The sequence below is a fragment of the Streptosporangium sp. NPDC050284 genome (genome assembly GCF_044459525.1).
Lineage (GTDB): Bacteria > Actinomycetota > Actinomycetes > Streptosporangiales > Streptosporangiaceae > Streptosporangium.
Map to the genome: position 1 here is coordinate 12,877 of NZ_JBITIZ010000006.1, position 12,487 is coordinate 25,363.

The 12,487-nt window shown below is 71.3% G+C and carries 12 protein-coding genes; 9 read left to right on the plus strand and 3 right to left on the minus strand.

Features of this window, described 5'->3' with window-relative positions; all coding sequences use genetic code 11:
- Positions 1-40: 40 nt before the first annotated feature.
- Positions 41-1,078, minus strand: a complete 1,038-nt coding sequence (aroF, locus tag ACIBH4_RS15765; protein WP_362507227.1) for a 3-deoxy-7-phosphoheptulonate synthase — start codon at positions 1,076-1,078, stop codon at positions 41-43.
- 374 nt (positions 1,079-1,452) lie between these two features.
- Between aroF and ACIBH4_RS15770 the strand changes: the two genes are divergently transcribed.
- From ACIBH4_RS15770 to ACIBH4_RS15780, 3 genes are read left to right on the plus strand one after another with little or no spacing between them, the layout of a single operon-like run.
- Positions 1,453-2,070 carry a molybdopterin-dependent oxidoreductase gene (locus ACIBH4_RS15770; protein WP_362507315.1) on the plus strand — a complete coding sequence of 206 codons (618 nt, stop codon included), beginning with the start codon at positions 1,453-1,455 and terminating at the stop codon, positions 2,068-2,070.
- A gap of 48 nt (positions 2,071-2,118) precedes the next feature.
- Positions 2,119-3,351 carry a histidine kinase gene (locus ACIBH4_RS15775; protein ID WP_362769411.1) on the plus strand — a complete coding sequence of 411 codons (1,233 nt, stop codon included), beginning with the start codon at positions 2,119-2,121 and terminating at the stop codon, positions 3,349-3,351.
- A gap of 50 nt (positions 3,352-3,401) precedes the next feature.
- Positions 3,402-4,190: a LytTR family DNA-binding domain-containing protein gene (locus ACIBH4_RS15780; protein WP_362507221.1), complete on the plus strand. Its 789-nt coding sequence runs from the start codon at positions 3,402-3,404 to the stop codon at positions 4,188-4,190.
- Between the two features lie 923 nt (positions 4,191-5,113).
- Here the strand turns inward: ACIBH4_RS15780 and ACIBH4_RS15785 are convergent.
- The gene (locus ACIBH4_RS15785; RefSeq protein WP_362769413.1) at positions 5,114-5,953 is read right to left on the minus strand and encodes a deoxyribonuclease IV; all 840 of its coding nucleotides are present in this window, start codon (positions 5,951-5,953) and stop codon (positions 5,114-5,116) included.
- A 513-nt stretch (positions 5,954-6,466) separates the two neighbouring features.
- Here ACIBH4_RS15785 and ACIBH4_RS15790 point away from each other — a divergent pair.
- Together ACIBH4_RS15790 and uraH are read left to right on the plus strand one after the other, a co-directional pair.
- Positions 6,467-7,093, plus strand: coding sequence for a 2-oxo-4-hydroxy-4-carboxy-5-ureidoimidazoline decarboxylase (locus ACIBH4_RS15790; protein ID WP_362507215.1), 627 nt, complete (start codon positions 6,467-6,469; stop codon positions 7,091-7,093).
- A complete protein-coding gene (gene uraH / locus ACIBH4_RS15795) occupies positions 7,090-7,401 on the plus strand; it encodes a hydroxyisourate hydrolase (RefSeq protein WP_362507212.1) in 312 nt (103 codons plus the stop codon). The genes ACIBH4_RS15790 and uraH overlap by 4 nt, the downstream gene beginning before the upstream one ends.
- Positions 7,402-7,437: 36 nt before the next feature.
- Here uraH and ACIBH4_RS15800 read toward each other — a convergent pair whose 3' ends face one another.
- Positions 7,438-8,622: an RNA-guided endonuclease InsQ/TnpB family protein gene (locus tag ACIBH4_RS15800; protein ID WP_399172234.1), complete on the minus strand. Its 1,185-nt coding sequence runs from the start codon at positions 8,620-8,622 to the stop codon at positions 7,438-7,440.
- Between the two features lie 166 nt (positions 8,623-8,788).
- Between ACIBH4_RS15800 and pucL the strand changes: the two genes are divergently transcribed.
- Genes pucL through ACIBH4_RS15820 form a run of 4 tightly spaced genes read left to right on the plus strand, consistent with a single transcriptional unit; the run spans position 8,789 to position 12,427 of the window.
- Positions 8,789-9,691 carry a factor-independent urate hydroxylase gene (pucL, locus tag ACIBH4_RS15805; RefSeq protein ID WP_362507206.1) on the plus strand — a complete coding sequence of 301 codons (903 nt, stop codon included), beginning with the start codon at positions 8,789-8,791 and terminating at the stop codon, positions 9,689-9,691.
- A 5-nt stretch (positions 9,692-9,696) separates the two neighbouring features.
- Positions 9,697-10,572 carry an FAD binding domain-containing protein gene (locus tag ACIBH4_RS15810; RefSeq protein WP_362507203.1) on the plus strand — a complete coding sequence of 292 codons (876 nt, stop codon included), beginning with the start codon at positions 9,697-9,699 and terminating at the stop codon, positions 10,570-10,572.
- Positions 10,572-11,045, plus strand: a complete 474-nt coding sequence (locus tag ACIBH4_RS15815; RefSeq protein WP_362507312.1) for a (2Fe-2S)-binding protein — start codon at positions 10,572-10,574, stop codon at positions 11,043-11,045. The genes ACIBH4_RS15810 and ACIBH4_RS15815 overlap by 1 nt, the downstream gene beginning before the upstream one ends.
- Entirely contained in the window at positions 11,042-12,427 is a 1,386-nt protein-coding gene (locus tag ACIBH4_RS15820; RefSeq protein ID WP_362507200.1) for an 8-oxoguanine deaminase, read from the plus strand. The genes ACIBH4_RS15815 and ACIBH4_RS15820 overlap by 4 nt, the downstream gene beginning before the upstream one ends.
- Positions 12,428-12,487 lie beyond the last annotated feature (60 nt).

A 12,487-nucleotide genomic window follows, 5' to 3' on the forward strand; every position in this document is an offset into this window, starting at 1 on the left:
GCCACCGAGCCAACCGGCGAGAGCGGGCCGGCGGCTCCCGTCAGGCGGGGGCGAGGAGGTCGCCGGCGGCGACCTTGCCCAGCAGCGGCGGAAGGTGCTCCATCACCTGGGCGAGCTCCTCCAGGTCTCCGTCGACCAGCGCCTGGGGGCCGTCGCAGAGGGCCTGGGCGGGGTTCGGGTGGACATCGATGATCACACCGTCGGCGCCGACGGCGATGGCCGCGCGGGTGAGGGGCAGGACCAGGTCGCGGTGCCCGCCCGAGTGGGACGGGTCGACGATCACCGGCAGGTGCGACAGCCGCTGGGCGAGCGGCACCGCCGAGACGTCCAGGGTGTTGCGGGTGGCGGTCTCGAAGGTGCGGATGCCGCGCTCGCACAGCACGATGTCGAGGTTGCCGCGCTGGGCGACGTACTCGGCGGCCATCAGCCACTCCTCGATGGTGGCGCTCATCCCGCGCTTGAGCATCACCGGCTTGCCGGCGGCGCCGACCGCCTGCAGCAGCGCGAAGTTCTGCGCGTTGCGGGTGCCGACCTGGAGCATGTCGGCGTAGGAGGCGACCAGTTCGACGTCGGCGGCGTCGACGACCTCGGTGACGACGGGAAGCCCGGTCTCCTCACGCACGTCGGCGAGGATGCGCAGGCCCGCCTCACCGAGCCCCTGGAAGGCGTACGGGGAGGTGCGGGGCTTGTAGGCGCCGCCGCGCAGCAGGGTGGCACCGGCGGCCTTCGCCATCAGGGCGGCCTTCAGGGTCTGCTCCGGGGTCTCCACCGCGCACGGCCCGGCGATCAGGGTGACCGTGTCCGGGCCGATCGGCACGCCGCCGACGCGGACGGTGGACCGTTCGGGATGGTTGTCGCGGCTCACCAGCTTGTACGGCGCGCTCACCCGCATCACGTCGGCCACTCCGGGCATCCCGCGCAGGTCGAGGGTGGTGAACTGGGCGATGTCGCCGACCAGGCCGATGATCGTGCGGCTCACCCCCCGGCTGACGAACGCCTCCCCGCCCACCGAGCTGATGATCTTCACGATCGCCTCGACATCCTCCCGCGTGGCGTCCGGACCCATGACGATGACCATTTCTCTCCCTCTCGATCACTCCGTCGGCGCCCGCCGATCCAGGCCGGCTCCGATGTTTCCTGTAGTGGTTGTGACGTTCTCGACGAAAGCCGGAAAAGCAGAAGGCCCCGGGTCCGAAAACCGGACCCGGGGCCTTCTGTTCGCCAGGCTGTCAGCGCAGCATCTGGAGGCGAACGGTCCGACCTGAGGGTCCGTCGCCATACCAAAACCAGAACGCGGTGCGCATAGCGGGAAATGATAGCGCACGCAGAGAACAGATCCTGCCCGCGGCCCCGGGGCCAGCCAGAAGAGCGCTATGCGATAGCCACCGAGAGGCCGGGAAATCCGCGATGGCAGGATTACCCCGTGCCATGGGGGAAACGGCGAGGGGAGTGATGGTGGAGCAGTCCGAACCTTCGGAGGAGTCTCGCCTGCCCCCGGGCCAGTACGTCCCCCGGGGCAGACCGGTGATCCACTACGGCCGGGTGCCCACGTTCCGCCCGGCGACCTGGCAGCTGCACGTCATGGGGGCGACCGCCTCCGGCGAGCAGCACCGCTTCACCTGGCCGCAGTTCTCGGAACTGCCACGCACCACGATCGTGGCCGACTTCCACTGCGTCACCAAGTTCTCGATCATGGGCAACGAGTGGAGCGGGGTGTCCACGGCGACGCTGATGGAGATCGCCCCGCCCGCGCCCGACGTGAGGCACGTGATGATCTGGGGCGAGTACGGCTACAGCGCCAACATCCGCATCGGCGACTTCACCCGCCCCCAGACGATGTTCGCGCTGGAGTTCGACGAGAAACCCATCTCCCCGGAGCGCGGCTTCCCGGTGCGGATGATCGTCCCGCACCTGTACGCCTGGAAGAGCGTCAAGTGGGTCCGCGCCGTGGAATACCTGCTGGAGGACAAGCGCGGCTTCTGGGAGGAGCGCGGCTACCACAACATCGCCGACCCCTGGCGTGAGCAGCGCTACTCCTATCAGGAGGAAGCGGGCGAAGGCCCACCGTGATCGGCGTTCGCCCCTGATCAGAGGGGTCGGTTGACTACCGTTTCCCGCATGTCGACCACCGGCTGGATGCTGCTCTGCGCCTTCAGCGCCATCCTCGGATTCCTCCTCCCCCGCCCGCGCCGGGAGCATCCGGACCGTTCGGGCACTCCGACGGACGAGGCCACCTTCCTCGCACTGCACATCGCGGCGATGGCGGCACCCTCGCTGCGGGCCGGGCTCACCCGCGAGTCCGCCGGCAAGGCGGCCCGCCACCTGCGCGCCCTGCTGGGAACCGGCGCCGTCGCGGTCGCCGACACCGGTGGCCTGCTCGCCTGGGACGGCGCGGCGGGCTGCCATCGCGACCACCTGCCCGAGTACGTCCGCGGCGTCCTCGCCTCGGCCGGCCCCCGGGTGGTGGCAGGGGAGACCCTGAGCTGTGGCACGCCCGGCTGCGTCATCCGGAGCGGCGTCGTCGTGCCGCTCACCGTCGACGGGCGGGTGGTCGGCGCGCTCGCCGCGTACGACACCGTGATGGGCGCGGCACTGGCGCGGACCGTCACCGAGGTCGCCCGCTGGGTCTCCGGGCAGCTGGAGCTGGCCGAGGTCGCCTCCTCGCGGCGGCGGACGATGGAGGCCGAGATGCGGATGCTGCGCGCCCAGATGTCCCCCCACTTCGTCTACAACGCGCTGACCACCATCGCCTCGTTCGTCCGTACCGACCCCGACCGGGCGCGGGAGCTGCTGGTGGAGTTCGCCGACTTCAACCGGTACGCGCTGCGCAGGGCCCGTGACTTCGCCACCCTCGCCGAGGAACTGCACTGCGTGGATCGCTACCTGCTCCTGGAACGTGCCAGGTTCGGCGACCGGCTCCACGTCACCCTCAAGATCGCACCGGAGGTGCTGTCGCTCTCCGTCCCGTTCCTCTGCCTGCAACCCCTGGTGGAGAACGCCGTCAAGCACGGGGTGGCCGCGGCGGGACAGCGCGGCGAGGTCCGGGTGGTCGTCAGCGACGCCGGACCCGAGGCCCACATCAGCGTGGAGGACGACGGCCTGGGCATGCCACCCGAGCGGACCCGGCTGCTCCTCGACGGCGGCTTCCCGCGCGAGGGCTCACAGGGAGACCTACCCGAGGACGGGGAGGGGGGGATCGGGCTGGCCGGAGTCGACGTGCGGTTCCGTCAGATGTACGGAGAGGACTACGGCCTGGTCGTGGAGAGTGCCCCGAACGCGGGCACCACGGTGAGGCTCCGCGTTCCCAAGCTCCCAGCGCCGATAGCTATTTGTAGTCAAACTATTACCTGAAGTCGCCGTGAGGCTTGCGGCGGATGCGGTTGAAAGGGCAGCGTAGGGCCATGTTGCGAGTCCTGGCCGTTGACGACGAGGTCCCCGCTCTTGAGGAGATCGCCCATCTCCTCCGCCAGGACCCCCGGATCGAGCACGTCTCCACAGCCCTGGGTGGCGTCACCGCGCTCCAGGACATGGTCCAGATGATCGGTACGGGTGAGCGGCTGGACGGGGTCTTCCTCGACATCCGGATGCCCGGCCTCGACGGCCTCGACCTGGCCAGGCTCATCGCGGGCTTCCCCAACCCGCCCCGGCTGGTCTTCGTCACCGCGCACGAGGATTGCGCGGTGCAGGCCTTCGAGCTGGAGGCGGTCGACTATCTGCTCAAACCGGTCAGGGCCGACCGGCTGGCCGAGGCGGTGCGGCGCCTGGAGTCCATGGTTCCCGCGGCGCCCGCCCCCGTACCCGAGGACGTCATCCCGGTCGAGCTCGCCGGGCGGACGAGGTTCGTGCCCCAGCAGGCGGTCTGGTTCGCCGAGGCGCAGGGCGACTACGTCCGGCTGCACACCGACGAGGGCAGCTACCTGGTCCGCATGCCGCTCGCCGCTCTGGAGCGGCGTTGGGCCGGATCGGGGTTCATCAGGGTGCACCGCAGCACGCTCGTCTCGGTACGGCACGTGAGCGAGCTGCGCTTCGACGGCGGCCGGGTGATGCTCAGGGTCGGCACCGAGACGCTCCCGGTCAGCCGCCGCCACACCCGCCAGGTCCGCGAGCGGCTCATCCGCCAGTTCCGCGACCGCCCGGCCGTCCCCGGCGTGACCCGGACCAGGCCCCTGCCCTCCGCCGCCCTGCGGTAGCCACCTGCGCCCCTCTCGCGGCCGTAGACCGCCGTGGGAGTTTCTCCCTGGGGCCGGGGTCGTCGCGGCCTCCTGTGGCGGTTCACGCCCGTGTGGACCCCGGCACGCCCCCCTTCGACCGGTGGATCTTCGTCCGTGTCCCCGATCGCGGCCGCCGACGACCGGCTCAGGGTGCCCCGCGTCCGTCCAGGTGGTTGGTTCAGGGCGACCTGCGCCCGTCCAGGCGATCGGTCCAGGGTGACCCGCACTCGCCTCGGTGGCGGGCCCGTGGAGGCCCGCACCCGCCTCGACAGTGGGCCAGGGAGGCTCGCGCCCGGCGTAGGCACCCCCGCCTGGGACGCCCACCTGCCGTCGCCGGACTCCCGGCCGCGGGCTCCGCTGGTCGGCGGGCGTTTCGCGCGCCCTGCCGGCGTCTCCCCGTACCGGTGTTCACACAGGCCCCACGAGCCCTCGATCGACCGTTCGTCGCCCGCCGACGGCCGCTCGTCGTGTCGGCGCTCTCCGCACATCGACAACTACGAACCGTTAATCGCGCTGGAGGGAAAGCGCCGCTCGCTCGTCTGGAGGCGCCTCTAGTGTTCCCTCATCGGAGAACGGGACCCACCGCGTCAGGGGGGGACAGAGCCGCAAGGCTCGGGTAAGACCTGACGTGCGGACATCGGGTGACCGTCGAGAGCCGGCGACATCCGGTCACTCGGCCGCCGGGTCCTCGGCCAAACAGGGGAGGGGCCGCCGATCTCCGATATGACGGGACGCCCGCGCTAGCCGACGGGCCGGACCGTGATCCGGCCACACGGGGGCGGCCGGATCACGAGGACGGGCGTCCCGTCCGATCCCGCGAGGCCCGGTGACGCCGGCCCTGCCGGACGGCGAACGCCGAGGTGAACGCGGGGACGGACGCCGGAAGGCGGCCGGTCGTCGCGTCAGGCGTCGCGGAGCTTCTTGAGCAGGTCGATGTCCTCGCGGTGCTTCTCCGCGCCGCCCGGCGTCTCGATGCAGAACGGGACGCCCGCCACCGCGGGGTGGCGCATCATCTCGGCGAAGGACGCGGCGCCGATGTGGCCGGCGCCGATGTTCTCGTGCCGGTCCCTCCTGGAGGCGCACGGGTCCTTGGAGTCGTTGGCGTGGACCAGTTTGAGCCGCCCGGGGGCGATCGCGTGCAGGGCGTCCAGGGTCTCCTTGACGCCCTCGGAGGTCGACAGGTCATGCCCGGCGGAGAAGACGTGGCAGGTGTCGAAACAGATCCCCGCCTTCGGATGCCAGTCGAGGGCCTCCAGGTAGGGCTCCAGGTCCTGGACGGTCGCGCAGAGGACCCCGCCCTGCCCGGCCATCGACTCCAGCAGCAGATCGGGGCCGTCCTCGGGGATCTCCTCCAGGAGCGGCAGGAGATGCTCGTGCAACTGCCGCAGGGCGGCCTCACGGGACTGGCTCACCGCCGACCCCGTGTGGATCACCACTCCCTTCGCGCCGATCGCGTGGGCACGCAGCAGGTTGTGCCGCACGGCGGCCACCGACTTCTCCAGCGTCTCGGGACTGGGAGACCCCATGTTGACCAGGTAGGAGGCGTGCGCGAAGGACAGCACGCCCGATTCGCGCAGCTTGGCATCCTGGACGGGGTCGCCCGCGGCGAGCGCCCAGCCGCGGGGGTTGCTGACGAACACCTGGATCATCTCGGCGCCGATGTCGGCGGCGTAGCGCAGCCCGCCCTTGGCGAGGCCGCCGGTGACGGAGACGTGCCCGCCGATAGGGGAGAGTGAAGTCATAGTGCAAACATCTTAGGCACCGTCCCGGGGGCCGGTCCGCTCACGGCGATCGGCGTTTCTTATCGCGTGACCTCGCCCGCCGTCGCTCTGTACTTTTCGATTCTCATGGGCAGGGCGATGGTGCGCGGGCACGGACCCGCCCGGTGCGGGCGATTCACCCTCGCGACGTTCCCGGCGCCGTACCGCGGACGGGCCATGCCGTCGCCGAAGCGCCGCTCGTCCGGCCACGGTCGATGGGCGGCCTGTCGTCGACGATCCGCGCGAGAGGCTCACGGCTGTGCTCAGAGCTTTATCGAGGGCGTGTGACGCGGAGCCGTGAGTCGGTGACGGGTGGGATTCTCGATCGGTGCGCCGGGCCCCTACCCGCGCCCCGGCCCGCGTCCCGGTGGAGGGCGACGCCACGTTGAAGATCAACGAATTTAGAGCATGTTACGAAAATTCAGGGCAAATCATGGCTCAGTTTGCGGTCCGTGGCGCTGGACCGCACGCACCGGTGGTGTGTGTACTGCTGCCATGCCTAACGTGAACTCCGCGCCGTCGGTCTCGGGGCTGGCCGCGTTCAACGCGCTGGGCGCCGAGGAGGCCGAGGCCGGGCTGCTCGCCTGCTGCGCCTGCCGGGCCTTCGCCCGGGAGGTGGCCGCGTCGCGTCCCTACCGCGACCTCGACCGGCTGGCCGATACGGCGGAGGCCGTCGTGCGAGGGCTGGACTGGTCCGGTGTCCGCGAGGCGCTGGCCGCCCACCCCCGGATCGGCGAACCGCCTCGCGCCGAGGAGTCGTCCCAAGAGGGAGGGCCGGCGTCGGGTTCCGGGGCGGCCGGCCGCCCGGAAGGACACTCGAAGCGCCCGGAGCATCCGGAACGCCAGGAAAGAGAGGCGGCCTGGTCGCGCGGGGAGCAGGCGGGGATAGACACCGTCGGCAGGGACGTCCTCGACCGGCTGGCGGAGGGCAACCGCGCCTACGAGCGGCGGTTCGGTCACGTCTACCTGATCTGCGCCACAGGTCTGTCGGCGGAGGAGATGCTGGCCCGTCTCACCGAACGGCTCGGCAACGACGAGGACACCGAGCGGGACGTCGTCAGGACCGAACTCGCGAAGATCACCCGCCTGCGACTGGCGAAACTTCTGGGAGCCGCCCCATGAGCCTGTCCACCCACGTGCTGGACGCCGCCCTCGGCAGACCCGCGGCGGGGGTCGCCGTACGCCTGGAAAGGGACGGCGAGGTGCTCGCCGAGGGCGTCACCGACGCCGACGGGCGGATCGCGGGGTGGACCTGCGGGGCCGGAGAGCACCGCCTGGTCTTCGACACCGGCGGCTACTTCGCCGCCCGCGCGGTGGACGCCTTCTATCCTCGGGTCTCGATCGACTTCACGGTGGCGGACCCGCGTGAGCACCACCACGTTCCCCTGCTGCTCAGCCCGTTCGCCTACTCGACGTATCGAGGGAGCTAGGTGACTCCTCCGCTCCCTGAAGGGAGCGGCTTCTCGTTAAGCCGCTCGCGCGACATCGCGAAGGGCAAGCCCTGCCCTGAGAATGTTGGTCGCCGCGTTCACGTCGGCGTGTGCGGCATGCCCGCACGACACGCACCGGAACTCGGCTTGGGTGAGGCGGTTCTCCTTCGCAACGTGGCCGCAACGGGCGCAGGTGCGGGAGGTGTTGGCGGGTTTCACCGCGATCAGCTCTCGACCGGCGCTTTCAGCCTTGTCCGCGAGGATCGTCAGGAACACCCCCCAGCCCGCGTCCAAGATGCTCCGGTTCAGCCCGGCTTTCTGCGCGACATTGGTGCCGGGCGCCTGGAGCGTGCCCGACGCCGAGCGGGTCAGGTTCGCGATCCGCAGGTCCTCGCAGGCGATGACGTCGTGGTCGCGGACCAGCGTGAGGGCGGCCTTGTGCGCGCCGTCCAGGCGTTGACGGCGGACCTTGCCGTGCAGGGCGGCGACGCGGGCCACCGCTTTGCGGCGCCGCGTGGAGCCGCGTTTCTTGCGGGAGAGGTCGCGCTGGGCGGCGGCGAGACGGTCGGCGGAGGCGGCCAGGTGGCGCGGGTTGGCCAGGTGCTCACCCTCGCTGGTGGTGACCAGCGACGCCACCCCCAGATCGATCCCGACGGCAGTGCCGGTGGCGGGCAGGGGTTCGGCGGGCACGTCGTCACACGACAAGATCACGTACCAGCGCGAGCCCTCCCGCTTGACGCCGATCGTCTTGACGGTGCCGCGCACGGCGCGGTGCCGGTGGACGCGGACGTGGCCGACGCCCTGCAGGCGGACGAACGTCGCGGTGGGGTGTTCGGGCTGGGAGTCCCAGCGGCAGCCGTCGCCGTCTTTGGGCCATTCGACGGTGTCGAGGCGTCCGTTGCCCTTGAAGCGGGGAAAGCCCGGCGTGCGCCCGGCCTTGACGCGGGCGAAGAACGCGGCGAACGCCTTGTCCAGGCGGCGCAGGGTGGCCTGCTGGGAGGAGAACGACCACCGGCCCTGCCCTTCCGCGTCATCGGCGCGGATGTGCTTGAGGTCGGCGGACTGGTCGCCGTAGCGGATGCTCACCTTCGCTTTGGCGTAGGCGGTGCGGCGGTGCTCCAGTGCGGCGTTGTACAAGGCACGGTGATCGTCCAGGCAGGCGGTCAGCGCGGCGGCCTGTTTGCTCGTGGGGCGCAGCAGGAACTTGAACGATCTGCGCACCACACCGCCCCCTGGCTCGAACCTTTGTTCCCACCGTATCGAATACCGGAAAGAGGAGACGCGGAATGCGTGAACCCGTCAGGCCACTACACGCTCGGGCCTTAGCGGCCCTCCCGCTCCCGATTCCCCTGTCGCCTGAAGACGACGGCCCCCTCGGGAGGAACTGATGGCCGTCGTTCTCGGTCCCAACCGCTACGGCAAGGCGGAGACCCGCCTGGTCCGCGTCGTCAGGGACGGCGGCGTCCACCACATCAAGGACGTCACCGTCGGCTCGGCGCTGTCGGGCGCGATGGAGGAGGTCCACCTCACCGGCGACAACGCCGCCGTCCTGCCGACCGACACGCAGAAGAACACCGTGTACGCCTTCGCCAGGAAGTACGGCGTGGCCGAGATCGAGGACTTCGCGATCCTGCTGGCCCGTCACTACGTGGAGTCGCAACCCACCGTCCACCACGCCCGCGTGGAGATCGAGGAGCACTTCTGGGACCGCATCCCGGTCTCGGGGGAGGCCGAAGAGAAGGGCGGGCGGCACTCCTTCGTCCGCTCGGGAAGGGAGACGCGCACCTGCGTCGTCCACCACGACCGCGACGGCACCACCAGTGTGGTCTCCGGGCTGAGGGACCTGACGGTGCTCAACTCGACCGACTCGGAGTTCTCCGGCTTCATCCAGGACGAGTACACCACCCTCGCCCCCACCAAGGATCGCGTCCTGGCCACCGCCGTCTCGGCGCGCTGGCGGCACCTGCCGGGGGTGGCCGGGCAGGGGACGGCGTACGGGGAGTCGTACGACGAGGTGCACCGCCACCTGCTCGGGGCGTTCGCCGAGACCTACAGCCTGTCGCTGCAGCAGACCCTTTACGCGATGGGCGAGCGGGTACTGAACGCCAGAGAGGAGGTCTGCGAGGTGCGCCTGGCGATGCCCAACAAACACCACTTCCTGGTTGACCTCACCCCGTTCGGGCTGGACAACCCCAACGAGGTGTTCTACGCGGCCGACCGTCCCTACGGGCTGATCGAGGGCGACGTGCTCCGCGACGACGCCCCCGACGCCCGCTTCGCCTGGGAGTGACGACCATGGAATTCCTGCGACCCGCCACCTGGGCGGAGGCACTGGCCGCCAAGGCCGACCTGCCGGAGGCCGTGCCCATCCAGGGCGGCACCGACATGATGGTCGAGCTCAACTTCGACGTGCGCCGGCCCGCCGCGCTGCTCGACCTGAACCGGATCACCGAGCTCGCGGCGTGGAGCGAGGAGCCGGACGGCAGGCTCAGGATCGGCGCGGGCGTGACGTACGCCCGACTGATCGGCGAGCTGGGCGACCGGCTCCCCGGCCTGGCGCAGGCCTCCCGCACGGTCGGCTCGCCGCAGATCCGCAACCGCGGCACCGTGGGGGGCAACCTCGGCGCCGCCTCGCCCGCGGGGGACAGCCACCCGCCGCTCCTGGCCGGCGACGCGGTCGTGGAGGTCGAGTCCGAGGCCAGGGGGGTGCGGATGATTCCGGCCGACGAGTTCTACCTCGGGGTCAAGCGCAGCGCGCTGGAGGCCGACGAGCTGATCCGGGCGTTCTGGACGAGTCCCGCGAGCGGCCCCCAGTACTTCTCCAAGGTCGGCACCCGCAACGCCATGGTGATCGCGGTCTGCTCGTTCGCGATCGCGCTGCACCCCGGGGAGCGCCGGGTCGGCACCGGCATCGGCTCGGCCGCCCCGACCCCCCGCCGCGCCGTCGCCGCCGAGGAGTTCCTCGCCGCCGAGCTCGACTGGGAGGCCCGGCTCGACCCCGGGGTGCTGGAGCGTTTCGGGGAGCTGACGGCCGGGGCCGTCTCCCCGATCGACGACGTGCGCGGCACCGCCGACTACCGGCGCCACGCCATCGCGGTGATGGCGCGACGCACCCTCACCTGGGCGTGGAACGAGTTCCGCTCGGGACACTTCGAGAGGAGGGCCGGATGATGCGCGTCACCTTCACCGTCAACGGCCGCACGGAGGTCGCCGACGACGTCTGGGAGGGCGAGAGCCTCCTGTACGTCCTGCGCGAGCGCGTCGGCCTGCCCGGTTCCAAGAACGCGTGCGAGCAGGGCGAGTGCGGCTCCTGCACGGTCTACCTCGACGGGATCCCCGTCTGCGCGTGCCTGGTCGCGGCCGGGCAGGTCGAGGGACGTGAGGTCCGCACCGTCGAGGGGCTCGCCGACGGCGACCGGCTCGACCCGATCCAGGAGGCCTTCGTCGAGTGCGGCGCCGTCCAGTGCGGCTTCTGCACCCCCGGCCTCCTCGTACAGGCCCACGACCTGATCGAACGGGTCGCGCGGCCGTCCGACGCGGAGATCCGCGAGGCCCTGGCGGGCAACCTGTGCCGGTGCACCGGCTACGAGAAGATCCTCGACGCCGTGCGTCTGGCCGCGGCGCGGAAGGCGGAGGCCTCGTGAGCGCCACCCTGATCGAGAACGTCCACATCGCTCCGGTGGTGGGAGAGGAGATCCCCTCGGGGCACATCCACGTCGAGGGCGACAGGATCGTGGCCCTGGGCGCCGGCCCCGCGCCGGACGTCCCCGGGGCGGCCAGGATCGACGGCAGCGGCTGTCTCGCCACCCCCGGCCTGGTCAACACCCACCACCACCTCTACCAGTGGGCCTCCCAGGGGCTTGCCCAGGACGCCACCCTGTTCGAGTGGCTGACGGCGCTCTACCAGGTGTGGGCCGCGATGGACGCCGAGGTCGTCAGGGGCGCGGCGGGCGCGGGACTGGGTTATCTGGCCCTGTCGGGCTGCACCACCTCCAGCGACCACCACTACATCTTCCCCTCCGGGCGCGGGGACCTGTTCGCCGCGGAGATCGAGGCGGCGAGGCAGGTCGGCCTCCGCTTCCACCCCGCCCGGGGCTCGATGGACCGGGGCAGGTCGCAGGGAGGCCTGCCGCCGGACGTCGTGGTCGAGCGGCTGGACGAGATCCTCGAGGCGACGGCCGAGGCCGTCGACACCTACCACGACCCGTCCTTCTCCTCCATGCTGCGCGTCGCGGTCGCCCCCTGCTCGCCGTTCTCCGTCAGCGCCGACCTGATGACCGAGGCCGCCGCGCTGGCCAGGTCCAAGGGCGTGCGCCTGCACACCCACCTCGCCGAGACCCTCGACGAGGAGGAGCACTGCCTGCGACAGGTCGGGCAGCGCCCGGTCGACTACATGGAGAAGCTCGGCTGGCTCGGCCCTGACGTGTGGTTCGCCCACGCCGTCCACCTGAGCGACGGCGACATCGACGTCTTCGCCCAGACCGGTACGGGTTCGGCGCACTGCCCCAGCTCCAACGGCCGCCTCGGCGCCGGGATCGCCCGCGTCTCGGAGATGCTTCACCGGGGGGCGAACGTCGGCCTGGGCGTGGACGGCAGCGCCTCCGCCGAGCTGACCTCCCTCTCCGGCGAGATGCGCCAGGCCCTGCTGTTCCAGCGGGCCAGGTACGGGCCCACCGCGCTCACCGCGCGCCAGGCCCTGGAGATCGCGACCCTCGGAGGGGCGAGGAACCTGGGCCGTCAGGAGGAGCTCGGTTCCCTGGAGGCAGGCAAGCTCGCCGACATCGCCCTCTGGCGCACCGACGCCTTCGCCTCCGCGGTCGCCGACCCGGTCTGCGCCCTGGTGTTCGGCACCCGGCAGCCTCCGCTGGCCCGCCTGCTGGTCGGCGGCGAGACCGTCGTCGAGGACGACGAACTGCGTACCGTCGCCCAGGACGAGCTCGGCCGCGCGGGAGGCGAGGCGCACCGCCGTCTCATGCGCCTGGCCGAGGAGCAGGGCTTCACGGCGGCGAAGGAGGTCGGCGGATGAGACGGGCCACAGGGCCGGGCGTCGAGGGCGCGCGGGGACGGATGTGATGATGGTCCTCCG

What these genes read in the sequence shown, in the direction of transcription:
- ACIBH4_RS15815 (WP_362507312.1), top strand. Translation starts at nt 10,572, where the DNA reads ATGCGCGTCACCTTCACCGTCAACGGCCGCACGGAGGTCGCCGACGAC.
- ACIBH4_RS15810 (WP_362507203.1), top strand. Translation starts at nt 9,697, where the DNA reads ATGGAATTCCTGCGACCCGCCACCTGGGCGGAGGCACTGGCCGCCAAG.
- ACIBH4_RS15785 (WP_362769413.1), bottom strand. Translation starts at nt 5,953, where the DNA reads ATGACTTCACTCTCCCCTATCGGCGGGCACGTCTCCGTCACCGGCGGC.
- ACIBH4_RS15790 (WP_362507215.1), top strand. Translation starts at nt 6,467, where the DNA reads ATGCCTAACGTGAACTCCGCGCCGTCGGTCTCGGGGCTGGCCGCGTTC.
- ACIBH4_RS15780 (WP_362507221.1), top strand. Translation starts at nt 3,402, where the DNA reads ATGTTGCGAGTCCTGGCCGTTGACGACGAGGTCCCCGCTCTTGAGGAG.
- ACIBH4_RS15770 (WP_362507315.1), top strand. Translation starts at nt 1,453, where the DNA reads ATGGTGGAGCAGTCCGAACCTTCGGAGGAGTCTCGCCTGCCCCCGGGC.
- aroF (WP_362507227.1), bottom strand. Translation starts at nt 1,078, where the DNA reads ATGGTCATCGTCATGGGTCCGGACGCCACGCGGGAGGATGTCGAGGCG.
- uraH (WP_362507212.1), top strand. Translation starts at nt 7,090, where the DNA reads ATGAGCCTGTCCACCCACGTGCTGGACGCCGCCCTCGGCAGACCCGCG.
- pucL (WP_362507206.1), top strand. Translation starts at nt 8,789, where the DNA reads ATGGCCGTCGTTCTCGGTCCCAACCGCTACGGCAAGGCGGAGACCCGC.
- ACIBH4_RS15775 (WP_362769411.1), top strand. Translation starts at nt 2,119, where the DNA reads ATGTCGACCACCGGCTGGATGCTGCTCTGCGCCTTCAGCGCCATCCTC.